Raw genomic sequence first — 23,406 nt, forward strand, 5'->3', positions numbered from 1 at the left:
CCCCCCTCGGGGGCGGGGCGCGTCATTGCCCCGCCCCTCTTTTTTGTTCAGGACTCCATCATGATCGATCGCAGGCATCTGCTCGGCTCCGGCGCGCTGGCGCTGGCGGGCCTCGCGGGGGCATGCTCCCAGCCCGGCACACGGATCGGCGGCATGGGCGCGGCGCCGGGTTCGGACCCGCTGGTCCGCGATCTCCAGGAGCGCACCTTCCGCTATTTCTGGGACACCACCGATCCCGAGACCGGCCTCGCGCCCGATCGCTGGCCGACGCCCTCCTTCGCCTCGATTGCCGCGGTCGGCTTCGCGCTCACCGCCTATCCGATCGGCGTCACCAACGGCTGGATCACCCGCGAGCAGGCGCGCACCCGCACGCTTGCCACGCTGCGCTTCTTCGCCACCGCGCCGCAGGGCGACGGGCAGAGCGATGCCAGCGGCTACAAGGGGTTTTTCTACCACTTTCTCGGCGTCACCAAGGGCCGCCGCTTCGCGCGCGCCGAACTGTCTACGATCGACACCGCGCTGCTGCTGGGCGGCGTGCTGTTCGCGCAAAGCTGGTTCGACGCCGACGATCCGCAGGAAGCCGAGATCCGCACCCTGGCCGACCAGCTCTATGCTGCGGTCGACTGGACCTGGATCACCCCGCGGCCGCCGTTCGTTTCGATGGGCTGGCACCCCGAAAGCGGGTTCATTCCCTCCGACTGGAACATCTACAACGAAGGGCTGCTGCTCTACGTGCTGGCGCTGGGCTCGCCGAGCCACCCGCTGCCGCCCGAGACCTGGGACGCCTGGACCGCGCGCTTCGACGCGCAGTGGAGCGACAAATGGGGCGAGCCGCACCTCCATTTCGCCCCCTTGTTCATCCACCAGTACAGCCATTGCTGGATCGATTTCCGCGGCATCCGCGACCGCTACATGGCCGGCAAGGACATCGACTACTTCGAGAACAGTCGCCGCGCGGTGCGGGCACAGCGAAACTATGCCATCGCCAATCCCGGCGGCTGGACAGGCTATGGCGCGGATGTCTGGGGCCTGACCGCCTGCGACGGCCCGGGCGACTTCAAGCAGCGCATCGGCGGCCGGGAGCGCGAATTCTTCAGCTATTCGGCGCGCGGGCCCGATGATCGCGACGACGGCACGCTGGCGCCGACGGCGGCGGCGGCCTCGATCGCCTTCGAACCGGAACTGGCGAGCCGAGCGGTCGCGACCATGCACGCGCGCTACGGCCGCGGCATCTATGGCCGCTACGGGTTCCTCGACAGCTTCAACCCCACGCTGACCCGCGCGGCCGCGCCGCTCAAGCACGGCAAGATCGTGCCCGGCATCGGCTGGGTCGATGGCGATCACCTCGGCATCGATCAGGGCCCGATCCTGGTGATGATCGAGAATCTGCGCAGCGGCCTGGTGTGGAACGTGATGCGCCGCAACCCGCATATTCGTCGCGGGCTGCAGCGCGCTGGGTTCAAGGGCGGCTGGCTTTAGGGCGCGCGGCCCTAATCGTCCTGCCGCTCGGTCTTTTTCGGGCTGACCCAGACATGGACCGGGACCACGACCTTGCCGGGCGCAGGCTTGCCGATATCGACGCGGCTGGCTTGAACCAGCTCGCCATTGGAGAGGGTGAAGGAAGCCCAGGGCTTGGGCATGCGGCCGAACGTCATCTTCTGAATGGGTTCGCCGGTGTTCGAATTCATGATGGTAGCAACAACTGGCATGCGCCTGCCGCTATTCGGGTGGGTGCGGGCCTGTCCAGCGGGGGTGCCGACGAATCTGTGGATAGCGCCCCTTCCCCGCCCCGCGATCGGCGCTAAAGCCGCAGGCACCATAGCGGCAGAAGGGAAGCGACCATGATCATTCGCAGCGACGAGACGCTGGACATCGAAGTGCCCGGCAGCGGCGCGATGCGGATGCACCTGTTCCGCCCGGCGGTGGAAGGCCGCTTCCCGGGCGTGCTGCTGTTCTCCGAGATCTACCAGGTCACCGCACCGATCCGGCGGCTGGCGGCGATGCTCGCGGGCAACGGCCTTCTCGTCGCCGTGCCGGAGGTCTACCATGAATATGAGCCGGCCGGCACGGTGCTCGCCTATGATCCCGCCGGCACCGATCGCGGAAACGCACTGAAGTTCATCAAGCCGGTCGCCGCCTTCGATGCCGACGCAACCGCCGCGCTGACCGCGCTTGCCGATCATCCCGCCTGCACCGGCAAGCTCGGCACGTTCGGTGTCTGCCTGGGCGGCCACCTCGCCTATCGCGCCGCGCTCGATCCGCGCGTCTCGGCCGCCGCCTGCTTCTATCCGACCGACATCCATTCAGGCACGCTCGGCGAAGGCCGCAGCGACGACAGCCTGGCGCGGATGTCCGAACTGAAGGCCGAGCTGCTGCTCGTCTGGGGCCGGCAGGATCCGCACGTCCCGTTCGCCGGCCGCGAGGCGATCCGCGCCCGGCTAGAGGAAGTCGGCGCCACCTATGCCTGGCACGAGTTCAACGCCCAGCATGCCTTCCTGCGCGACGAAGGGCCCCGCTACGATCCCGCGCTTTTCCTCCAGGCGATGCAGCTGACGCTCGACTGCTATCGCCGCACGCTCGGCTGACCGCAGGAGCGGTGCCGGCCTTTGACCTTTGCCGCGACATTGCCCACAACCCCGATCGATGCCGGATCCGTTGCGCAGCGTCGCCTTTGATGGCGTGGGGAAATCCTATCCGAAGGGTGTGCGGGCGGTGGACGGGGTGTCGCTGGAGATTGCCGGCGGCAGCTTCGTCGCACTGGTCGGCGCCTCGGGTTCGGGCAAGTCGACCCTGCTCAAGATGGTCAACCGGCTGATCGAACCCAGCGCCGGTCGCGTGACGATCGACGGGATCCCGGTGGATGCCGAGCCGCCGCACCTGCTCCGCCGCCGCATCGGCTATGTGTTCCAGAATGTCGGCCTGTTCCCGCATCTCACCGTGGGCGAGAATGTCGCGATCGGCCTGAAGCTGGCGGGCGCCCGCGATCGATCCGCACGGGTCGCGGAATTGCTGCGGCTGGTCGATCTGCCCGAGGCGATGGCCGCCCGCATGCCCGATGCGCTTTCCGGCGGGCAGCGCCAGCGGGTGGGCGTCGCCCGTGCGCTGGCAACGTCGCCGAAGCTGCTGCTGATGGACGAACCGTTCGGCGCGCTCGATCCGGTCACGCGCGACGCGCTGGGCAAGGCGATCCGCGCGCTGCACGAGGCGATGGACCTCACCACCATCCTGGTCACGCACGACATGGCCGAGGCGCTGCTGCTCGCCGATCGCATCCTGGTGATGGAGGCAGGCAGGCTGGTGGGGGATGCCTCCCCGCGCGATCTGCTGGCGGGCAAGGGCGGTGCTGCCGCCGACGCGCTCGTCGCGGTGCCGCGCGAGCAGGCGGAGCGGCTGGCGGCGCTGGCCCGATGACCGCCGCCTTCGCCCGCGTGCCCGAATTGCTGGCGCAGCATCTGCTGCTCGCCTTCGCGGCCCTGCTGCTCGGCATCGCGATCAGCCTGCCGCTGGCCGTGCTTTCCGCCCGGCACCGCGGCGTTGCCCGCCTCGCGCTGGGGCTGGCGAGCCTGATCCAGACCATTCCCAGCCTCGCACTGCTCGCGCTGTTCTACCCGTTGCTGCTCTCCCTTTCGGCACTGGTGGGCGGCGGCATTCCGGCGCTGGGATTCCTGCCGTCGCTGCTTGCCCTCACCCTCTATGCGTTGCTGCCGATCCTGCGGAATGCGGTGACCGGGCTCGTCACGCTGGACCCCGCGGTGCGCGAGGCGGCGGACGGCGTCGGCATGACGCGCTGGCAGACGCTGCGGCTGGTCGAGGCGCCGCTGGTCGCGCCGATGGTGATGGCCGGCATCCGCACCGCCGCGGTCTGGACGATCGGCGCGGCGACGCTTTCCACCACCGTGGGCCAGCCTAGCCTGGGCGACCTGATCTTCGCCGGCCTCCAGACGCAGAACTGGGCGCTGGTGCTGGCGGGCTGCATCGCCGCCGCCGCGCTTGCGCTGGCCGTCGACGCGCTGCTGGGACTGGCGGAATGGGGCATCGCCCATCGCCGCCGCGCGCTGGTGTGGCTGAGCCTCGGCTTGCTCGCCGCCGCCGCGCTGACGGCCCTTGCACCGGCGCTGCCGGGCCCGCGCGGGGTGGTGACGATCGGGGCCAAGGGCTTTTCCGAGCAATATATCCTGGCCCGGCTGATCGGCGCCCGGCTCGAAGCGGCAGGCTATACCGTGCGCTATCGCGAAGGGCTGGGTTCCGGTGTCGCCTATGGTGCGCTCGCGAGCGACGCGATCGACGTCTATGTCGACTATTCGGGCACGATCTGGACCAACCAGATGCACCGCAGCGACGTGCCGCCGCGCGCGGCGATCGTGCGGGGGGTGGCTGATTGGGCGAAGCGCACGAACGACGTCACGCTGTTGGGCACGCTTGGCTTCGAGAACGCCTATGCCTTTGTGATGCGCGGCGATGATGCCCGGCGTCGCGGCATCGCGACCATCGCGGATCTCGCGCGCGAGGCGCCTTCGCTCAAGCTCGCGACGGACATCGAGTTTCTCGAACGGTCGGAGTGGAAGGCGGTGCAGCGCGCCTATGGCCTGCGCTTCGCCGAGGCGCACCCATATCAGCCGACCTTCATGTACCGCGCGCTCACCAGCGGCACCGCCGACGTGATCCCCGCCTTCTCCTCGGACGGGCGGATTGCCGCACAGGATCTCGCGGTGCTGCAGGATCCCAAGGGCGCGATCCCGGGCTATGACGCCGTGCTGCTGGTCGCGCCCAGGCGTGCGGACGATCGGCGCTTCCAGGCGGCGCTTCGCCCGCTGATCGGGGCGATCCCGGTCGAACGGATGCGGGAGGCGAATTACCTGGTCGACCGCGATGCCGACAAGCAGAGCCCCGATGCCGCCGCCCGCTGGCTGGCGGCGCGGCTGGGCCGCTGATAACAGGCCCAGCCGCCGCGGCGGATTACAGGCAGCGCGGATCGCGGACGGGGGCGTCGTTCCCTCGGGTGAGCCAGCGGCCGTCGGGCGCCCGGTATTTCTCGCCGGGCGCGGTGCGCAGGATCAGGTTGCAGCCGGTGACGAACGCCATCTGCTCCACGGTGGAGCTGGCCGCCGCCTGCTGGGTATATTGGCGCTTGCGCTGGATGTTGATGTTGTTGACGATCGCCTGCAGGTCGGGCGTCGCCGCACCGACGATGCCCAGATAGCCGTCCGGCTGCTCGCCGACGAGGCCCTGCTGCCGCGCGGCCTGATAGGCGGGGTCGCGCTGTGCGGACGCCGGTACGATCATGCCCGCCGCGATCGCAGCCGCCATGCCGAAGGTGGAAAGCAACTGTCGCATCAGAAAATCCCCGGATTGTCCTGGATGATGGCCTTCGCCTTGTTGTCGAGACGATAGACCACTTCCTGGGTGATCGAAATATTGAGGTTGATGACGATCGGCTTGTCGGGCGCGTTGACCGTCACGCAGCCGCCCAGCAGCGCCATGCCGCAGATGGCGAACGCGAGGGGCGGAACCTGTTTCATGCTTCCAAGCTCATAGACATGCCTTTCATGGACGGGGTGTGCTTTCGGCGGGCTGAACGGTGGGCTTGCCCGCTTCCTCTGCACGTTTCTGCTCCTCGATCAACGCCGGCAGGTTGCGCTCGATCAGGCGACGGGGATCGTACCAGGACTGCACCGAGTCCAGCAGCTGCCGGAAGGGCGCGTTGATCCGGACGTTGAAGACCAGCGGCAGCCGCGCCAGCCGGCGGATGAGGAAGTTCGATTTGGTGCCCGTGCCCTGGCTGAGCCCGGAAAAGCGGATGTCGGTGATCATCTCCCCCGCCAGCGGCCCGTTCATCCGGATGGCGAGGTTGCGATAGTCGAGCGATTTCAGCGCCTGGAACGCCATGTTGCCCCAGGTTCCCAGATTCTCCCGCGAGACTTCGCCGACATAGGCGATGTGCCCGCCCGCCCGCGCGCGGAGTTCGCCGCCCTCGACCCGGCCGCCATTGGCGTCGAAGATCATCGGCAGGGTGCCGTCGAAGGTGCCGGTGGCATCCAGATTGTCGAACGCCATCTCCTTCAGGAACAATGCGGCGTCGACGCCTTTCACGCGGAAGGTCATCCGCCGTTCGCCGGCTTCGTTGAAGTCGAGCGTCGCGGGATCGAGGATCAGCTCGCCGCCGGCGAAGGGCCAGCGCGCGCCTTCCACCTGTACCCGGCGGCTGTCGAGCAGCTGGTAGTGGAACACGCCGTCGCGCACCGGCACGCCCGGGTTGATCTCGGCGACACGCGCGACTTGCCCGGGTACCGTCCGGACGTTGAGGAGATCGGCGAAGTCGAGCTGGGTGGTGAGCCCCTGCACCGGGCCGAACGCCGCCGCCAGCGCGACATCGGTCGCGGCGAACCGGCCCGTGCTGGTCACCGCCTCTCCGGACCAGGCGACCCGACCGGTACCGGAGACCAGGCCGTCGACATCGGCGATCACGCCCAGGGTCAGCGGAGTCAGATCGGTCGGCTGCAATCCGTTCAGCCGGAAGCGAAGGCCGGGCACGTCGAGCAGGGCCTGCCCCGCGCCCGCGCTAAGATCGTGGGTGATCGATACCTTGGCGACCTCCACCGCGCGCTTGGTCCCGACGAGCGCTGCCTGCGCCTCGATCCGGTTGCCCGAGAACCGCAACTGCCCGTTCGGCGCAAGCAGCGGCTCGAAGCGCGGCGTCGCCTCGGCATCGGCGAGACGGAAGCTGCCGACCAGCGAGAGCCCGCCATCGTCCGCCTGCCAGCGCCCCCTACCCTGCGAAAGTACCAGCGGCACCGCGCCGATCTGCCCGCCCAGCGCCTCGAAGCTGCCGCCCAGCGTCGCGCCGAACGCGCCCTGCAGCTGCCCGATGTCCAGCCGGGTCGGGCGATCCGTGCCCATGCGCACGGCCACGGTCCCGAGCGTGAAGGAACGTCGCGCCAGATCCACCCGTACCGCATCCGCCCCAAGCTGCAGCGGAGTGCTTCCCATGCTGCCCGCGAGCGCGACGCCGGAAGTGCGGACGCCGCCGGCCAGATCTCGCCCGCGCCAGGCGAGCATCGCCGGCCCGACCGGGCAGAGACGCTGACGGTGGCCGCGCAGCACCATGCCGGGCGACGCGATCCGCGCGAAACCAAGCGTCTGGCACGCCGGGTTCACCAGGAGGCTGTTGCCGTTCCACTGCGCGAGCAGCGGCATCGACAGGTCCTTGATGTGCGCGCCGCCCAGCGGACCGGAAAGCGTCGCCACGCTGCTCGCCAAGCCCGAACGCCCCCGGACCCGGAAATGGAGGTCGGCAAGAGCGAGACGGGCGCCGCCAGCCGCATAAGGCCGCAGCGTGCCGGTTCCCTGGAGCTGGTCGCTTCCGGGTCGCCTCAGAAGGTCGAGCGTGACGTCGGGCAAGCCGCCCCCGCCGAGCGCGAGCCGGCCTGCAAGCGCGAAGGAGCCATCGGGCAGGTCCAGCACGGCGCCCCCGTCGCCGCCGAAGCGCAACCGCCCGCCGGAGCGCGCGGACAGATCGAGGCGCTGCAGGCGGACGGTCGCCCCGCCCCGACGAGTCGCGAAGCCGATCGCGGCCGAACCCTCGAAGTGCCGTCCTGCCGCCTCCGCCGCCGCCACGAGCTTTGCGGCAAGCGGCGCGACCGGGGTGCCCAGTCCGAGCCCCCGGTAGCCGCCAAGATGCCGAAGCAGCAATGGCCCGACGGCGGCGTTTTGCACCGCGACGGTGCCATCGAAGGCTGTCGTATCGCCGACCGCATACCGGCCCGAAACAGATACCGAGCCGGCCCCACCGGCTTCGGCCGTCACGGCGCCGCCGCGCAGGTCGAGCATTCCCGTCGTCCGCGCGCGGTCGCCGGCGAAGTCCAGCCGGCCGGCGACACCGCCCATGCTGCCATAGGCGGAAGTGAGCGACGCCAGCCCGAGGCGGGCAGAACCCTGCCAGCCGTGCAGCGCGGCATCCAGGGTAACCTGGAGATCGCCGCGCGGCTGCACCGCGCGGGCGTCCGCGCATGCCAGCTGCTGCGCGGCCAAGGGCCCGGCCAGGCTCGGCGCGCCCCGGCGGATGCGAACCTGCATCTCACCACGAACGCCCAGCAGGTCGCAGCTGCCGACACGCAGCTTCGCGGACTGCGCCCGCACGGTACCGTCGAACCCGTTGGTCAGCAGCCCCTTGCCGCGCAGGCCGAGGACGACGAGACCCGCACCGCTGTCCAGCCGCAGCTGGGCATCGGCCACCTCCACGCTGAGCCGCGGCAGGGAGAAGGGCTTGCCGGAGGGCGGCGGCATCAGCCGGTCGATAGATCCCAGCGACAGCGTGCCGTCGACCAGCCGCCCCTTGGCGCGCACCTTGCCCGCCTTCACCACCAGCACTTCGGCACGCCAGGGGTAGAGCGCGGTGCGCAGCTCGATCCAGTCGGCGGTCAGGTCGGGGTCGCGCGGGTCGCCGATCGCGACATTGGTCAGCCGCTGTCGCCAGGGAGATAGCTGCTCGATCGTATAGCGAGCGGCTATGCCGCGCCGGGCCAGCTCGCGGTCGACAAAGCCCTGTGCGATCGTCCGCCGCTGCAGCCATGCCGTGGCGACCGTTGCGGACACCAGCGCAAGCAATGCCACGGCCAGGCGACGCCGTCGCCTCGCCCGTGTTCCTGCATGCCGCCGACGCGCGTCGGCGTCGGTGTCGTCTTTGCTCCGGTTCACGCCCGCTCCAGCCGCTTGACCGTGCGGCCCCTAGCCATAGCAATCCGGCGACGCAAAGGTTCCGTGGAAGCGCCGTGCTCCCCGATCCGGTGGCGCCCTGTCCTAGCCACCCGCTCGCGCGGGGGCGGCCCGATCCCGCAGCCCCAGCCAGCGGCGCGCCGCAGGCAGGCGGACCAGCACCAGCCGCTCCGCCGCCAGCACGAGGAGCAGGCTGATCCCCATCAGCGGCAGGAAAAGGCCAAGCGCGATCACCAGTGCAAAGAAGGCCAGGGCGGCGGGTTGCGGCATGCTCGCCCGCGGCGCGCCCAGCACGCCCTCCGGCCTGCGCCGCCACCACAGCACCACGCTGCTCACCGCCAGCAGGATAAGCCCCAGCGCGGTCAGCAGATTGAGCAGCTGGTTGAGCCAGCCGAACGCCTGCCCTTCATGGATCGCCACGCCGTAGCCGACCAGTCGGTCGACCAGCCGTCGATGGGCGAAGTCCTTGCGCGACAGCAGCCTGCCGGTATCGCCGTCGAGCGTCAGGTCGGTCCGCAGCGGCCGGTTGGCGGCGTCCGACTTGGCGGTCCAGGGCTGGCCGGGGCCCGTCGGCGGCGCCACGAGCACCGGCGTTGCCAGCCGCAACGGCCCCAGCGTCGCGATCAGCCGATCGAGCGGCACGTAGGAAACCGCCGGATGCGCCATCGCCATGCCGTGATGTTCGGCATGCTCGCCCATCATCGCCCGCGTGCCCGCGTCGGCGGCGGTGCGCCGGCGCAGTTCCTCGGCGCGACCGGTGGTCCAGTCCTGCTGCACCGGGTGGCCCTCCACCACCCCGCGCACCGCCTTCAGATAGCTGCCCCAGCTCTTCGCCCAGGGCAGGCCCGAGACGAGCAGGAACAGGGCGAAGGCGGATACCCAGAAGCCGGTCACCGCGTGCAGATCGCGCCAGAAGCGGCGACCGCCGCCGGTCAACCGGGGATAGACGACGCCGCCCAGCCCCCCGTGCCGCGGCCACCACAGGAACAGGCCGGACAGGAGCATTACGATCGTCCAGGAGGCAGCCAGCTCGACCAGATAGGAACCGATCGTACCCGCCAGCAGCTCGCCGTGCAGCCGGAAGATCACCCGCATCAGCCGCTGGTCCTCGTCCACCGTCTTGAGCACGGCCAGCGTCTGGGGATGGACATAGACGCGCGTTTCCTGCGCCCCCTTGCCGACGATGATCTGCACCGCTTCCCGGTCGGTGGCCGGCAGCTGGTAGCGGTGGAGCACCGACCCCGGCACCGCCCGCACCGCTGCAGCTGCCTGGTCCGCGGCCGAAGCGCGCGGGCCGGTGACGGGCAGATTGGCATAGGGCGCGTCGATCAGCGCCTCCACCTGCGGGCGGAACAGGTAGATCGAGCCGGTGACCGCCAGCCACAGAACGAACGGTATGCAGAACAGGCCGGCGTAGAAATGCCAGCGCCAGACGGTGGCGGTGCCAGGCCAGCGGCGGTGATGGGTTTGCTGCATGGTCCCCTCCCCCTTCAGAACCGCGCCTTGACGCCGGCATAGACCGTGCGCGGCTGCCCGGCGTAGACCGAGCCGGTGGTGTTGGCGAGCACCGCTGCGGGGTTTTCCGCACCCGTGCCTGCCGCGAGGCTGTTGGCGATCACCGACGCGGATCCGACATAGGTGACGTCGAACAGGTTCTGGACCGAGGCATAGAAGCCGAGCCGTGACAGCGGCCCGCTTCCGCGCGGTGGATCATAGTGCAGGTTCAGGTTCACCAGCGTCGCCGCGGGCATCGCCAGCAGGTTGCCGTTGTCGACGTAGAAGCGGTCGCGATGGGAAAGCTCGGCAAAACCGCCAAGACCACGCAGCGACCCGCTCGGCTGGTCATAGCCCGCCCGCAGGTTCACGAAATGCGGAATCACGCCCGGGATGGCCTTGCCGTCGCGATCGAGCAGGCGTGACACGGTGCCGGCGGTAAGCCGTTCCTGGAAGTCGGTATAATATTGGTCGTTGTAGCTGTAGCTCGCGTCCAGCTTCACGCCCGCCATCGGCTGCCAGTGCAGGCCCGCCTCGATGCCGCGATGTACCGAACGCGGCACGTTCGAGGTATAGGCGAGCAGGTTCACCCCCGCCGACTGGCTGACCAGCTCGTTGGTGAACCACTCGTAATAGCCGGTAAGCTCGGCCTTGAAGGTAGTGCCGATCGCAACCTCGACGCCGAGGTCGACCCCGGTGTTGCGCTGCGCCTTGAGGCTCGCGTTGTTGCCCGCCACGCCAGCCGCCGTGACGAACAGATTGCCCGCCTGGGGGATCCCGTAGCCGGTGCCCACCCGCGCGTGCAGCCGCACCGCGTCCACCGCTTGCCAGAACAGCGCGGCTTCAGGGGCGACATTGGTGAAATGGCGGTTGGCAGCGATGAGGCTGAGAACGGGGGCGGCGCCGACCGGGTAGCCATAGGCGGTCTGGCGCATGTCGAGGATCGAGCGCTCCGCACCGATGCCGCCGATCAGTTGGAGACGATTGGTGAGCTGCAGTTCCTCGCGCGCCCGCACCCCCAGGTTGCGCACATCGCCGAACACCGTCTGGGTCAGCGCCCCAAGGCCGTTGCGGCCGCCGGGCGTCTTGTTGAAGCTGAAACTCTGATTATCGAGGTAATTATAGAAAATACCAAGGAAAGTCGTCGCCGCCATGCCGGCGACGCGGCCGTGATTCGTGATGTCCGAGGTGAGGTTGTAGCTGTCTAGCGTCCCCTTGAACGGCGTCGCGCTGGTGGGCTGGTTGACGACGCGGCTGTCGAACGTCGCCTGGGTTCGCCAGGTGGTGTCAGGCCCCAGATCATGTTCGTAGCGCGTGCCGACGATCGTGCGGCGATCGTTGCGGGCAAGATCGCCCTCGTCCGCCGTCTGCGCGATCCGCGCACCGTTCACGCCGTTGACCAGCACCGAAATCGTCCCGCAGCCTGGCGCGGCGGCCGCCGCCGTCCGGCAGCCCTGCTGGTAGGGGTTGGCCAGATACTGGTTGTACGAAAGCCGGGTCGACAGGCGGAAATCGCCTTCATTGTAGATCAGCTTCACCGCGACGCGGTCGCGGCTGCTGAGCTCGAAGCGTGCCAGCGCGTTGAGCGTACCCGTCTCGTAGCCGGTGTGCCCGGTGGCGCCGTCGCCGCGGACATAGCTGCCGAACACCGCGACGTCGTGGTCCGCATTGCCTCGACCGATCGCGGCGTAGAGATTGGCGAAGCCGTCGCCGCCGACGTCGAAGCCGGCCTCGACGCCGTCGATCTCCCGGCCCGACCGGGTACGAAAGTTGATCGCGCCGCCCAGCGCGTAATTGCCGTAGCGCGCCGAGGACGGCCCGCGCACCACGTCCACCGCGCCATAGGCATGCGGATCGGTCAGGTCGAAGCGGGCGAGGCCGTCGGGTTGGGTGACCGGGAAATCATCCTCGAACACCTGGAGGTTGCGCGCGCCGAACCCGTTGCGCGCGTTGGAGCCTCGTACCGACACGCTCACGTCGCGCGGGCCGTTGCCCTGGGTTACCGCGACGCCCGGCGAGAGGCGCACGATATCGGCGATGGTCGTCGCGGGCGTGTTGCGGAAAAGAGCGGCATCGACGGTGGTCACCGTCTGGCCGCTGACGCGCGTGGTCAGCGACAGCGCCTTGCCGGTGACGAAGATTTCGCGGTCCGTATCGGCGGGCGCGGCGACTGGTTGTGCGGGTCGGGCCGACGGCGCGGCGGCATCGAGCCGTGCGAGTTCCGCATCGATCGCGGCGCGCTGGCGGAGCAGTTCGGCGCGGCGCGCGGCATCATCGGTCTGCGCAGACGCGGCGGATGCGCAGAGGACGGCCGAGACGGCCGCCGAAAACAATAGCTTGGACATGTAAACTTCCTGATCCGGGTGCGTCGGCGCAGTGGGCACGAACGCACGAAGTGGGGACGATGGATCAGGCGGCGCGCGGTGGTCCGCGCAGCGGTGGTCGCAGATAGACGCGGGCGATGGTCAGGATCGCCGCGGCGGTACGGATCGCGCGTTCGAGGACGAAGGCGATCGCCAGCACGAGCAGCGCCGGATCGACCGCAGCCAGACCCGGCATGGCGAGGCCGGCAAAGGCGCAAGGCATCTCGCCCGCGGCCCTATGCTCGTCCGGGCTGGAGCGATCCTCGCGTTCGGGAATCCCCACTGCGATCGTCTTGGGGCCATAGCCCGAGCAGAAGCCCAGCACGAGCGTGCCGCCCGCATGCACCGGCATGAAGCCCGCCGGCAGCACCGCCTTCATCAGCAGCGCGGCAGCGATCAGCCAGCCGCACAGCAGGCGATGCTCCAGCAGAAGGCGACGGAGAGCGAACACGGAAGCCCGCCTACGCAGCCCGTCGCATTTTGTCGAACGGTTCCGCACCCCGCGCGCGCGCCGGCCGCTCAGTCGCAGGCATGCGCATCCTCCAGGATCGGGAGGAGCGCCGTCCGCGCCATCGTCGCCGCGGCCGCCGGTGCGGCGTGGAGATTGGCAACGTAATAGGCCGCGAGCTCGCGCTCCGCCGCGGCGGTGTCCGCCGGGCTGACGCCCTTGCGGCTCGGCAGCGCCTTGGCCTTGGTCGCGATCGGCGAACCCAGGCGGGCGCGGTCCACGTCCTGGTTGAAGCCGCTATAGATGGCGAAGCGGATCGTGCCTTCGCATTCGGGCCAATGGGCGTTGAGCTTCTTGACCAGCGCATCGAGCGACGGCAGCGGCGGCAGGCTCTCGCTGCAGTCGTTGCGGAGAACGAAATTGTCCATCGTCGATCCGAACACCGGCCCATTGGCGGCAAGCAGTTTCGGGTGCCGGACGATCGCCGCGCAGGGCAGGTCGCGCGGCATGCCCGCAAGCTTCGGTTCGTCCAGATAGGGCCCCAGCACGTTGAGGAACGCCGAGAAGTGCCGCTCCGAACGGAACAGGTCGTCGATCGTTCGCACCGCGATGCCGTCGTTCACCGGATCGGACAGGATGGAATTTCCGAACGACTGGTCGGCATTGGTCTGCAACGCTTTGAGATAGGGCTGCAGCAGCGTCGCGATCCTCGCGCGGCTGCGCGCACGCTCCGGCGCGGACCAGTTCGCATCCACCGGGGCCTCCGACCAGAGCTGCACCGCCTCCAGGATCGGCGCGAACGCCGGATCTCGCGCGCGCAGCAAGGGAAGCGACGTCGCCGGGGCCACGATGAGGGCAGCGATCGCCAGTCGCTGGTTGCGAACGGCGTAGCGCGCCCCGAGGCAGGCGGCGAGCGGTTCCGACGCGCGCGGGGCAGCGCAGGCGCGCATGGCCTGCAAGGCGGTGCGCTGCGCGGCCAGCTGGTTCGATGCGCCGCTACCGAACGCCCCCTGCTTCGCGATCGCGAAGAGCTGCGCCATCTCGCGGTCCTGCGCGCTCAGCTTCGGATCGGCGCAGATTGCCTTCTCCATCGCCGTGGTGGCCGACGCGCAGGAAAAGCTGGGCCCGGCAGCGGACTGCTGCGCCGCCGGCAAAGCGGGTGCTGCCGCCGGAACAGCCGAAAGCAGCGTCAACGCAAACGGGACCAATGCAAAGGAATTCAAGACTTTCTCCCTTTCCCGCGCAGAGCGGGCGCCTGCCTTACGCGATCGCGCCGATGCGTTCGAGATAGTTCCGGTGCGGTTCGGCCAGCGCCAGCGCTCGCCCGAGCGCCTCCCGCATCCGGGCGAAGGCTCCGTCCAGCTCGCCGTCGGTGAAATGGTCCGCAAGCGGATCGTAGCGCTGGGGCAACAGGTCGAACCCCGCGTACATCGACAGCCAGCTGGGATCGCGGAAGGACTCCCACTCATACCGGGCGAACACCCCGCGGCTCAGGAACAGCTGTACCTTGTGCGCGAGTTCGTCCGGCAGCGGGGTCGCGCGGCATGCATCCCACAGCGGCTCGCCCGTCCGGCCGTTCGCCCAGTAATGCAGCAGCAGAAAGTCGCGGATGCGGGCATATTCAAGCGCGGTGATGCGGTTGAACTCGTCCGCCAGCTCGGGAGCGAAGCCGCGATCGGGCATCAGGTTGCCCAGCCGCTCCACGCCCGACTGGATCAGCGTGAGGCTGGTCGATTCCAGCGGCTCGAGGAAGCCCGCCGAGAGCCCGAGCGCGACGACGTTCTTCTCCCACACCCGCGCCCGGTGGCCGGTGGTGAAGCGGAGGAAGTTCGGTTCGGCCAGCGCCGCCCCTTCCAGCCGGCTGCGCAGCACCGCCTGGGCCTCGTCGTCGGAGAGGTGCGCGCTCGCATAGACATAGCCGTTGCCGACGCGGTGCTGGAGCGGAATGCGCCACTGCCACCCCGCCGCCAGCGCAGTGCTGCGGGTGTACGGCGTGAACGCGTCGCCATGGGCGCAGGGCATCGCCACCGCGCGGTCGCACGGCAGCAAATGGCTCCAATCGACATAGGGCACGGCGAGCGTGCCGCCGAGCAGCAGGCTGCGAAAACCGGTGCAATCAAGGAAAAGGTCCGCTTCGATCCGGCTGCCGTCCTGCAGCGTCACGCCGGTAAGGAAACCGCTCTCCCCATCCTGCTCGACGGTAGCGACGGTACCCTCGACGTGCCGCACGCCCCGTCCCGTGGCGAGGCGCGCGAGAAAGCGGGCGAACAGCCCCGCATCGAAATGCACCGCCCAGTCGAAGATGCCGAGGTCGTTGGGCGGGTTTTCGGCCGGCGGCATGATCAGCCCGCGGAGCGCCATCTGCGTGGCAAGGCAATAGTCGGCGAGCGGCATGGTGTCGCCGGCCGCCCTCCGCTTCAGCCAGTAATGGTGGAACCCCACGCCTCGCGACGCGATCCCGTACAGCCCGAACGGGTGGAAGAAGCTGTCGTCCCGCCGTGCCCAGTCGCGGAATTCGATGCCGAGCTTCGCCGTGCCCTTCGCTTCCCGCAACACCTCCGCCTCGCTGACGCCGATCGCGCGGAAATAGTCGCGGATCGCCGGCACCGTCGCCTCGCCCACGCCGACGGTGCGGATGTCGGGGCTTTCCAGCAGCGTGATGGTGACGGGCTGGCGATCGAGCAACCGCTCGAGCAAGGCGGCCGCCATCCAGCCGGCAGTTCCCCCGCCGACGATCAGGATGGAGCGGATGGGTTGTCCGGCTGCGCGCATGTCCTGTTCCTAGAGCCAAGCTGCGACCGGCGGAAGCACCCGGAAGATGCGGCACCCCAGTCCGCTCGGAACCGGGATGCCGGGGAGAGGAAGGTCAGAACTTCGCGCGGACACCGGCCATGAAGCGGCGCTCGTAGATGTTGTTGTACGCCCGCTCGTTCGGATAGACGATGTAGTATTTCTCGTATTCGCCGGTCAGATTCTGGCCCTGGCCGTAGATCGTGAAGTTCGGCGTGATATCGTAGCTGATCGACGCGTCGACATAGTTGGTCGGCGCCTGGTACAGTTCCGATCCCGTCAGGCCATTGACGAAGTTGGACTGCACGGCACGCTTCGAGCGATAGTTCCATGCAACGCGCGCCTGGATGCCGTGCGCCTGATAGTAGAGCGCGGCATTGGCCTGGTACTTGGAATTGTCCTGGAACGGAATTTCCTGGCCGGCCAGATCGCGGTCGCCCGTGCTCGAGGGCGAATAGGTGAAGTTCAGGTCGTAGCCGAAGTCGCGCACGAAGCCCGGCAGGAAGCCGATATCGCCCAGCGACTGCTTCCACGAAGCCTCGATGCCCTTCAACGTGCCGCCGCCGCCCTGCACCAGCGTGTTGATCGGCACGGTGCGGTTGCGCACCACGCCGTCATTGTCGGGCAGGTCGCTGCGGTAGATGATGCCGTTCTGGATGAAGCTCTGCACGTCGATGTAGAAGGCCGCGAGGCTGATCATCGACGCGCGGCCGATATAATATTCGACCGACGCATCGAGATTGTCCGCGCGCCACGGATCGAGCTGCGGATTGCCCGCCTGGCTGCCGCCGGTGACGCGGAACAGGCCCGTCGAGGTGTCGATCGCATAACCCGGGGTCAGGCCGCCGCCCCACTGGTCGAGGTTCAGCAGCGTCATCGTCCGCGCATAGGCGAGGCGCAGGCGCAGCTTGGGGGTGAAGTCGAAGGCGAGGTTGAAGGCGGGCAGGAAGTCGGTGAAGTTCCGGTTCGTGCGCAGGTCGCCGCCGTCCTGGTTCGACAGGCCATAGGGCAGCGGACCGCCCACGACGTTCTGGCGGATGTCGAGCTTGGTGTTGATCACCCGCAGGCCGCCATTGCCCCGCACGGTGACGCCCCCCAGTTCCAGCTCCTTGAAGTTGAGCTGGAAATAGCCCGACCATTGCTTGATGCCGACATCATAGGAAGCGCCCGGGTTCAGATGCTCCTGCTCGTTCGGGTAGAAGCTGTTCTGGAACGCCGCGGCATTGTCCATCGTGTGCGGATCGAGGACATAGACCGCCGGCAGGCCGCTCGCCGGAAGATTGTACGGCTTCACCTGACCATTGAACACCGGATCGGTGGCCTTGCGCGTCAGGCCCGCGGTGTAGAAGCCTGCACCATCGCCCGCCGAGCAGGTGGAGTCCCTGACCGAAACGTCGAACGCCTTCCACTTGACGAGGCACCCGGCAGCATTGCTCGCACCCTGACCGGCATAGACCGGTGCCACGCGCTCGAACTGGTAATTGTCGACCGAGCGATCGCTGTAGCGGATGCCGCCGGTGATGTTGAACGTGTCGCTGACGTCATATTCGGCATCGAAGCGGCCGACCTTCAGGTCCGCGCGGCGACGGTAATTGTCCTCGGACGACATCGTCTTCAGCGCGTAGTTGGCCGGATTGCCGAGCAGCGACGTCAGCTGGGCCGGCAGGGTGAAGCTGGGCTCGTCGCCGCTATAATCCACCGTCGCGCGGAGCGAGTTGAGTCCTGCCAGCGTGTTCACCGTATAGCCGCCCGGATTGAAGGCGCGGTCCCCGCCCAGCGCCGCCGGATAGTGGCCGATGCCGCCCGGCTGCCACTGGATGCCGTTGCTCACGCTGAACTGGAGGTAGCTCTGGTCCTGGTTCTGCGTAGCCTTGCCGTAGAGGCCGCGCACCGTCGCGCGGAACTTGCCGCCGTTGTCGAATTTCAGCTCGGCATTGTAGTTCTGCGATTCCGATTTCCAGCGATAGGTTTCGGAATAGGAATCGAAGTTGCCGAGATCGTATTGGTACACCTGCGTCGTGTTGACGTGATAGCCGCCCGAGGTCGCCCCGGTGTCCTGCGATTTCAGCGGCACGAACTCCGCCGCCTGCCAGTTCACGTTCTGCATCTGGATGCCGGCGGTGCGGTTATACTGGGTCTGGCGGGTGTAGAAGCCGTCAGCGGTGAAGCTCAGGGCGTCGTTCAGCTTGGCCTGGAACGATCCGTTCACGCCCAGGCGCTGGCGCTGGGTGATGCGGTTCCACGCGGTGAAGCCCTGCGGCACGATGAACGTGTCGTTCGCATCACCATCGCCATTGACGTCGATCCCACCCGCGACCGGCGTGCCGCGTGGACGTGTGGTCGCGGTGCAGCCGGGGGCCTGGGGCGAGAAGCCGCCACAGCTGGTGGCATCGGCCAACCCCTCGTTGTGCAGCGCGGCCCCATAGCCTTCCTGGATGCCGTTGTGCGAGTTGGAAAGGTTAAGATCCGAATAGGCGGCCGAGACGATCAAGCCGACGCGGTCGTTCTGCCAGCCGATCAGCCCGTTGACGTTGGGATCCCAGCTCTTGGTCTTGTCGCCGTACGACGCCTCGGCCGTGGCAGCGAGCGTGAGGCCGCGCTTGAGGTCGAACGGGCGGCGCGTGCGCAGGTTCACCGTGCCGGTGATCCCGGCGTTGAGCAGGTCCGCCGTGGTCGACTTGATCACGTCCGCGCCCGAGAAGAGCTGCGACGGAATGTCGTTGAAGTTCGGCTGGATCGTGGTGATCGAATTGGCGCCGAGATAGGCCTCGCCGTTGAGCAGCGTGGTCACCTGCGGGAGGCCGCGGATGTTGATCGCCGCACCCTCGCCCGCGTCGCGGCGGATCTGGACGCCAGTGATGCGCTGGAGCGAGTCCGAGATCGTCACGTCGGGCAGCTTGCCGATGTCCTCCGCCGAGATCGCATCGACCACCGAGGACGCATCGCGCTTCACTTCGATTGCGCGGGCCTGCGACGCGCGAATGCCGGTCACCACGATCTCGGCGTCTTGCCCGGCAGCGCTGTCAGCGACGGGAGCAGTATCCTGCGCGAAGGCCGCGCCGCTTGCGGCGAAGCAGAGAAGGGAGGCTGCACAAAGCAGATTACTGCGCCGGAGGGGGAACGACTGCACCATATCTCAAACTCCCAAGCATTGGGAGGCAGCCTTGGTGCGCCTTTTGCAGGTGCGCATCCATCCCCTCCCGGACTAGCGGCTTTTGCCGTCTTGGCGCCATGTAGAGATCAAAGCGTCGAAATGGTCAACTTAAATAATTCAACTTTTCTTTCTAATCATGCGAAGGTGCGCAGAGGTCCTCCCACGCCGCTTTACAGCGTCTCGTGGAGGGCACACGCTTCCGACGGGGCGGCATCGACCGTCCGCATTCCCTGGGCATCGAACAGCACTGCCTGCGGGTTGCGGCGCGCATAACGCGGCCAAGCGGCGGGATCGGCCACGCCCGTCTTTGCGAAGTGAATCCACAAGCGCTGCAGCAGCCCAGGCTTGCCGGCAATGGCGAGCCCGTCGAAAACATAGGGCAGTTCGGATCCGTGGCTGCTCCGCCCGCCGTCGCGGGCAAGATCGAAGCGGTAGCGCCAGACCGGCCAGTTGCGGCGCGCGAGCAGTGCCGCCAGTCGTTCGGTCGGGCAGCCGAAGATCAGGTCGGTGGAAAGCGCGAGCAACGGACCGCCGCGTCGCGGATCCGGCGCCTGATAGGCGTGCGCAACCGTGGCGGCCTGCGCGCCGAACGCCGCGCGCAGGGCATCCCCGAGCGCGATCGATCCTTCCGCCGGACCGAACTCGGCGACGCTGGTGCCGAGGATCACCGGCCGGGGCGGCGCCTCCTCCAGCAGCACGCGCGGGGACCGGGGGAGCACCAGCCCGTCGATCTGGGTACGCAGCCACACCATGTCGTCGTTCCACACGGCATGAGGACGAGCGATTGCCGGGTCATGCAGCTTGCGGTCGGCCGCCAGCAAGACCGCCGCAGGGGCACGGCGCAGCCCCGCGATGCTCCGCGTGCCGACCAGCCGCTCCGCTTGTTCCCCGAGCGCGAAGCCTTCCGCGCGCGAACGGAACGGCATGCCGAAGCCCGGCGTCCCGCTCTCTAGGATCGCCTTGGCGAACAGCCCGCGCGCGGCCGGCGCGGCGAGCAGCAGCGACACGTCCTGCGCGCCCGCGCTTTCCCCGAAGATCGTGACGTTGGCGGGATCCCCGCCGAATTTCGCGATGTTGGCGCGCACCCAGCGCAACGCGGCGATCTGGTCCATCAGGCCGTAATTGCCGGCATGCCCGCGCGCTTCGGCGGCAGCGCCGCGATGCGCGAGGAAGCCGAACATGCCCAGACGATACTGGATGGCGACGAGCACGACGCCATTCGCCGTCAGCCGCGACTCCACCGTGCCCCGCGCCGATCCGGCGCGGTTCGATCCGCCGTGGATCCACACCATCACCGGCCGCCTGCCCCGCCGGCCCGGCGTTCTTACGTCGAGGGTGAGGCAGTCCTCGCTGGCGTGGGCCGCGTCCTCCTTGTTCCAGCCGTAGTCGTTCTGGAGACAAGCCGGCGCCGGCTCCGCTGCCAGGCGGTTGCCGCGCCATGGTCGAACCGGGCGTGGCGCCTTCCAGCGGTTCGCGGCGAGCGGCGGGGCGGCATAGGGGATGCCGCGGAAAACGAGCGCGCCATCGTCGGCCCGGCGCCCTTCGATCACGCCTCCGGTCACTGCCATCTGGGGCCCGGGCGCGGCGGCAGCGGACAGCAGCAGCACCGAGAGCGGCGCGAGCAACAGCTTCATCCTGACCGGTCCTCCCCTGCACGGCCTCTCGCTTCGGGCCGTGAATGGCGCGATTTTATTCAGCAAATTTAACAATTCAACCGACTTCCGGCGTTCGCTGCTTGCGCCCCGACTGCAAATCGATTGTTATTGCGGCCCGACATGTCACAGCCGGGCCGCCGATTGCAGGCGGCGAAAACACCAGACGGGGAGAGGAACCCACCCTTTGGCAGCAGGCTCGCAAAGCAGGATTGCCGTGGCAGCCGCCCTTGCCGGCCTGTTGTTCGGGTTCGATACTGCCGTCGTCTCCGGGGTTACCACCCCGATCACCCAAGCGTTTGCGCTGAGCCCTGCGGGCACGGGGATCGCCGTATCCGCCGCGCTGGTCGGCACGTTGATCGCCGCCCTCGGCGCCGGGGTGCCCGGAGACCGCTACGGCGCCCGTGCCGTGCTGCGCTGGGTCGGCATCGCCTTCATGCTCTCCGCGCTGGGATGCGCGCTTTCCTGGGACCTGGCCAGCTTCGTGCTGTTCCGATTCATCGGCGGACTGGCGATCGGCGGTGCCTCGGTGCTTGCCCCCGTGTTCATCGCCGAGATCAGCCCCGCTTCCCGTCGCGGCGCACTGGTCGGCCTGTTCCAGCTTTCGATCGTGAGCGGCATCCTCGCGGCCTATTGCAGCAATGCCGTGGTCGCGGCGCTGCTGGACGACGGCAGCGGCTGGCGCTGGAAGCTGGGGGTGATGATCGTCCCGGGCCTGATCTTCCTGGCCGCGATGTTCACCATCCCGCAGAGCCCGCGCTGGCTCGCCGCCCGCGGCCGGGAGAGCGAGGCCCTCGACGTCGCTGCCCGCATCGGCCTCACCGATTGGACACTGGCGGCACCCGATGCGGAATCGACGGTCGAGGAACGGCTTTCCTGGACGCGCCATCGCAAGCCGATCCTCCTTGCCGTCGCGGTCGCCAGCTTCAACCAGCTGACCGGCATCAACGCGATACTCTACTACCTGAACGATATCTTTGCCGCCGCCGGCTTCAGCCAGGTTTCCGCGGACGTGCAGGCCGTGTCGATCGGCGCGGCGAACCTGCTGGCGACGCTGCTGGCGATGACGCTGATCGACCGCGTCGGCCGGCACACGCTGCTGCTGGTCGGCGCCGCGGGTACCACCGTCGCGCTGGCGGGGGTGGCCGGCGTCTACGCCGGTACCGGCCGGGAAGCGTTGCTGCTGCCGCTGCTGGTCCTGTTCATCGCCTTCTTCGCCGTGTCGCAGGGCGCGGTGATCTGGGTCTATCTGTCGGAGATCTTCCCCACTGGCGTGCGTGCGCGCGGCCAGGCACTGGGGAGCGCGACCCACTGGATCTGGGCGGCGGTGCTGAGCTTCGGCTTCCCGATCGTCGCGCGCGACTTCGATCGCAGCCTGCCCTTCTGGTTCTTCGCGGCGGCCACCCTGCTCCAACTCGTGATCGTGTGGCGCTTCTTTCCGGAAACCAAGGGCATCCGGCTGGAGCAGATGGAAGAAGCGCTGCGGCGCAAGCGCTGAACCCGGAGCGCCCCGCCCGCCTCTGATCGAGTGGGCACCGCGGCCGGCGGTAAATGGCTGTCCTTTCTGCGAAAATATGGACATCCCGCGGCGCGCGCGCACATTTTCCGGTGGAGCCTTGCTCGAAAATCACGGTAAGACGCGCTGGCCGTCCTGACCGGAGGGTCCTGGTTCCCCCAGCCGCACAAGGATGCCGATGATGCTGCGTTCGCTCGCCCTTCTGCTTGCCCTGCCGATGGCCGCACCGGCTCAGGATTCGAAGGAGCAGGCCCGCGCGCTTGCCGGCGAAGCCCCTGCCGCGCGCCAGCGGCTGGTACTGGCCGACCTGCCGAAGCCCACCGGCAAGGCGATCGCGCTGTTCGACGGCCGATCGCTCCGGGATTGGCAGCCCTGGCTAGGCTATGCGGATCCCGCCATCACCTATCGGGGCAAACCTGGCGCCCCGCCGCTGGGCACCTCCCGCGATACCGGCGGCGATTTCGCCGTTCGAACGATCGACGGCGCGCCTGCGATCTGGGTGAAGGGCGAGACCTGGGGCAGCCTGGTGCACCGCGCCGATCTGCGCGACTATCATCTGCGGCTGCAGTTCAAATGGGGCGCAAAGCGTTGGGCACCGCGCGCGAACCAGCCGCCGAACAACGGCTTGCTCTACCATACGCATGGCCGCCCCGGTGAGGTGTTCGGCACCTGGCAGCCCTCGGTGGAGTTCGAGATCATGAGGGGCTCGACGGGAATGCTGGTGATGGTCGGCAAGCAATTGCGGGCACACACCACCGCCGCATTCGACCCCGCGCTGATCGCGCCGCACCTCCGCTTCCGCACCGATGGGCGGGTGGTGGACATGATCAACGGCACGCCGACGTGGAACGTCGAAGCCGCGGTCGATGCCGAAAAGGCGGAGGGGGAATGGAACACGCTGGACCTCTACGTCGTCGGCGACCGCGCGGTGCACGTCGTCAACGGGGTGCCGGTCGCCGAGGCGCGGGAACTTGCGGTGATCGGGCCCGATGGCAAACGCATGCCGCTGACCCATGGGCACATCCAGCTTCAGTCCGAAGGCGCGGAAACCTGGTTCCGGCGGATCACCGTCGAGCCCATTCGGACCCTGCCGCGCATCGTTGCAACGACAGGCTGAGGGCCGGACGAAGTAGGCCCATCTCGTCCGATCAAATATCGCCACGGCTGAACTTGGCAACAGGCGATTTCACGCACCTCCTGCGATCCAATCTACAGGGCGACATAGATCATCTATTCCGCCATTTGAGCATTGCACACGCGCCCGTCGCCACGCTCGC

General features: G+C 68.4%; 17 protein-coding genes. 6 read left to right on the top strand and 11 right to left on the bottom strand.

The genetic code is table 11. The annotated features are described in order from the left end of the window. The first annotated feature begins 60 nt into the window (after nt 1–60). A complete protein-coding gene (locus SPI01S_RS04470; protein WP_066718689.1) occupies nt 61–1,479 on the top strand; it encodes a glucoamylase family protein in 1,419 nt (472 codons plus the stop codon). Between the two features lie 11 nt (nt 1,480–1,490). Here the strand turns inward: SPI01S_RS04470 and SPI01S_RS04475 are convergent, their stop codons facing one another. Beyond that, a complete protein-coding gene (locus SPI01S_RS04475) occupies nt 1,491–1,709 on the bottom strand; it encodes a hypothetical protein (protein ID WP_083836026.1) in 219 nt (72 codons plus the stop codon). 132 nt (nt 1,710–1,841) lie between these two features. Here SPI01S_RS04475 and SPI01S_RS04480 point away from each other — a divergent pair, with 132 nt between their 5' ends. Genes SPI01S_RS04480 through SPI01S_RS04490 form a run of 3 tightly spaced genes read left to right on the top strand, consistent with a single transcriptional unit; the run spans nt 1,842 to nt 4,931 of the window. Continuing rightward, nucleotides 1,842–2,585, top strand: coding sequence for a dienelactone hydrolase family protein (locus tag SPI01S_RS04480; protein ID WP_066718692.1), 744 nt, complete (start codon nt 1,842–1,844; stop codon nt 2,583–2,585). A gap of 58 nt (nt 2,586–2,643) precedes the next feature. Beyond that, nucleotides 2,644–3,411, top strand: a complete 768-nt coding sequence (locus SPI01S_RS04485; RefSeq protein WP_066718694.1) for an ATP-binding cassette domain-containing protein — start codon at nt 2,644–2,646, stop codon at nt 3,409–3,411. Continuing rightward, nucleotides 3,408–4,931, top strand: coding sequence for an ABC transporter permease/substrate-binding protein (locus tag SPI01S_RS04490; RefSeq protein WP_066718697.1), 1,524 nt, complete (start codon nt 3,408–3,410; stop codon nt 4,929–4,931). Before SPI01S_RS04485 ends, SPI01S_RS04490 begins: the two co-directional genes overlap by 4 nt. A 25-nt stretch (nt 4,932–4,956) precedes the next feature. On the opposite strand, the gene SPI01S_RS04495 is transcribed toward SPI01S_RS04490, so the two are convergent. The 10 genes from SPI01S_RS04495 to SPI01S_RS04540 all read right to left on the bottom strand — a co-directional run bounded on the left by SPI01S_RS04495 (nt 4,957) and on the right by SPI01S_RS04540 (nt 20,595). Continuing rightward, a complete protein-coding gene (locus SPI01S_RS04495; protein ID WP_066718700.1) occupies nt 4,957–5,334 on the bottom strand; it encodes a YdbL family probable chaperone protein in 378 nt (125 codons plus the stop codon). Beyond that, entirely contained in the window at nt 5,334–5,519 is a 186-nt protein-coding gene (locus SPI01S_RS04500) for a YnbE family lipoprotein (RefSeq protein ID WP_066718702.1), read from the bottom strand. The genes SPI01S_RS04495 and SPI01S_RS04500 overlap by 1 nt, the downstream gene beginning before the upstream one ends. 25 nt (nt 5,520–5,544) lie before the next feature. After that, the gene (locus tag SPI01S_RS04505) at nt 5,545–8,610 is read right to left on the bottom strand and encodes an intermembrane phospholipid transport YdbH family protein (protein WP_157084552.1); all 3,066 of its coding nucleotides are present in this window, start codon (nt 8,608–8,610) and stop codon (nt 5,545–5,547) included. 186 nt (nt 8,611–8,796) lie between these two features. Continuing rightward, on the bottom strand, nt 8,797–10,188 hold the full coding sequence (locus SPI01S_RS04510) for a PepSY-associated TM helix domain-containing protein (protein ID WP_066718708.1): 1,392 nt from the start codon (nt 10,186–10,188) through the stop codon (nt 8,797–8,799). Nucleotides 10,189–10,202: 14 nt separating this feature from the next. Further along, nucleotides 10,203–12,551 carry a TonB-dependent receptor family protein gene (locus SPI01S_RS04515; RefSeq protein WP_066718710.1) on the bottom strand — a complete coding sequence of 783 codons (2,349 nt, stop codon included), beginning with the start codon at nt 12,549–12,551 and terminating at the stop codon, nt 10,203–10,205. Nucleotides 12,552–12,615: 64 nt separating this feature from the next. After that, nucleotides 12,616–13,020 carry a DUF2946 family protein gene (locus tag SPI01S_RS04520; protein ID WP_066718713.1) on the bottom strand — a complete coding sequence of 135 codons (405 nt, stop codon included), beginning with the start codon at nt 13,018–13,020 and terminating at the stop codon, nt 12,616–12,618. Nucleotides 13,021–13,088: 68 nt separating this feature from the next. Then, nucleotides 13,089–14,108 carry a lysozyme inhibitor LprI family protein gene (locus SPI01S_RS04525; protein ID WP_066718716.1) on the bottom strand — a complete coding sequence of 340 codons (1,020 nt, stop codon included), beginning with the start codon at nt 14,106–14,108 and terminating at the stop codon, nt 13,089–13,091. Between the two features lie 169 nt (nt 14,109–14,277). After that, a complete protein-coding gene (locus SPI01S_RS04530) occupies nt 14,278–15,789 on the bottom strand; it encodes a tryptophan halogenase family protein (RefSeq protein ID WP_066718719.1) in 1,512 nt (503 codons plus the stop codon). 94 nt (nt 15,790–15,883) lie between these two features. Continuing rightward, nucleotides 15,884–18,940: a TonB-dependent receptor gene (locus tag SPI01S_RS04535; RefSeq protein ID WP_066718722.1), complete on the bottom strand. Its 3,057-nt coding sequence runs from the start codon at nt 18,938–18,940 to the stop codon at nt 15,884–15,886. 191 nt (nt 18,941–19,131) lie between these two features. Continuing rightward, nucleotides 19,132–20,595, bottom strand: a complete 1,464-nt coding sequence (locus tag SPI01S_RS04540; RefSeq protein WP_066718725.1) for a carboxylesterase/lipase family protein — start codon at nt 20,593–20,595, stop codon at nt 19,132–19,134. A 235-nt stretch (nt 20,596–20,830) separates the two neighbouring features. Here SPI01S_RS04540 and SPI01S_RS04545 point away from each other — a divergent pair, with 235 nt between their 5' ends. Next, nucleotides 20,831–22,111, top strand: a complete 1,281-nt coding sequence (locus SPI01S_RS04545; RefSeq protein WP_245653465.1) for a sugar porter family MFS transporter — start codon at nt 20,831–20,833, stop codon at nt 22,109–22,111. A gap of 196 nt (nt 22,112–22,307) precedes the next feature. Beyond that, nucleotides 22,308–23,246: a 3-keto-disaccharide hydrolase gene (locus tag SPI01S_RS04550; protein ID WP_245653466.1), complete on the top strand. Its 939-nt coding sequence runs from the start codon at nt 22,308–22,310 to the stop codon at nt 23,244–23,246. Nucleotides 23,247–23,406 lie beyond the last annotated feature (160 nt).

This window comes from Sphingomonas pituitosa NBRC 102491, from assembly GCF_001598435.1.
Taxonomy (GTDB): domain Bacteria; phylum Pseudomonadota; class Alphaproteobacteria; order Sphingomonadales; family Sphingomonadaceae; genus Sphingomonas; species Sphingomonas pituitosa.

Excerpts from the sequence above, each read along its gene's own strand:
- SPI01S_RS04490 (WP_066718697.1), top strand. The coding sequence starts at position 3,408 with ATGACCGCCGCCTTCGCCCGCGTGCCCGAATTGCTGGCGCAGCATCTG.
- SPI01S_RS04525 (WP_066718716.1), bottom strand. The coding sequence starts at position 14,108 with ATGGAGAAGGCAATCTGCGCCGATCCGAAGCTGAGCGCGCAGGACCGC.
- SPI01S_RS04475 (WP_083836026.1), bottom strand. The coding sequence starts at position 1,709 with ATGCCAGTTGTTGCTACCATCATGAATTCGAACACCGGCGAACCCATT.
- SPI01S_RS04530 (WP_066718719.1), bottom strand. The coding sequence starts at position 15,789 with ATGCGCGCAGCCGGACAACCCATCCGCTCCATCCTGATCGTCGGCGGG.
- SPI01S_RS04485 (WP_066718694.1), top strand. The coding sequence starts at position 2,644 with ATGCCGGATCCGTTGCGCAGCGTCGCCTTTGATGGCGTGGGGAAATCC.
- SPI01S_RS04480 (WP_066718692.1), top strand. The coding sequence starts at position 1,842 with ATGATCATTCGCAGCGACGAGACGCTGGACATCGAAGTGCCCGGCAGC.
- SPI01S_RS04500 (WP_066718702.1), bottom strand. The coding sequence starts at position 5,519 with ATGAAACAGGTTCCGCCCCTCGCGTTCGCCATCTGCGGCATGGCGCTG.
- SPI01S_RS04495 (WP_066718700.1), bottom strand. The coding sequence starts at position 5,334 with ATGCGACAGTTGCTTTCCACCTTCGGCATGGCGGCTGCGATCGCGGCG.
- SPI01S_RS04535 (WP_066718722.1), bottom strand. The coding sequence starts at position 18,940 with ATGGTGCAGTCGTTCCCCCTCCGGCGCAGTAATCTGCTTTGTGCAGCC.
- SPI01S_RS04515 (WP_066718710.1), bottom strand. The coding sequence starts at position 12,551 with ATGTCCAAGCTATTGTTTTCGGCGGCCGTCTCGGCCGTCCTCTGCGCA.
- SPI01S_RS04510 (WP_066718708.1), bottom strand. The coding sequence starts at position 10,188 with ATGCAGCAAACCCATCACCGCCGCTGGCCTGGCACCGCCACCGTCTGG.
- SPI01S_RS04540 (WP_066718725.1), bottom strand. The coding sequence starts at position 20,595 with ATGAAGCTGTTGCTCGCGCCGCTCTCGGTGCTGCTGCTGTCCGCTGCC.
- SPI01S_RS04550 (WP_245653466.1), top strand. The coding sequence starts at position 22,308 with ATGATGCTGCGTTCGCTCGCCCTTCTGCTTGCCCTGCCGATGGCCGCA.
- SPI01S_RS04470 (WP_066718689.1), top strand. The coding sequence starts at position 61 with ATGATCGATCGCAGGCATCTGCTCGGCTCCGGCGCGCTGGCGCTGGCG.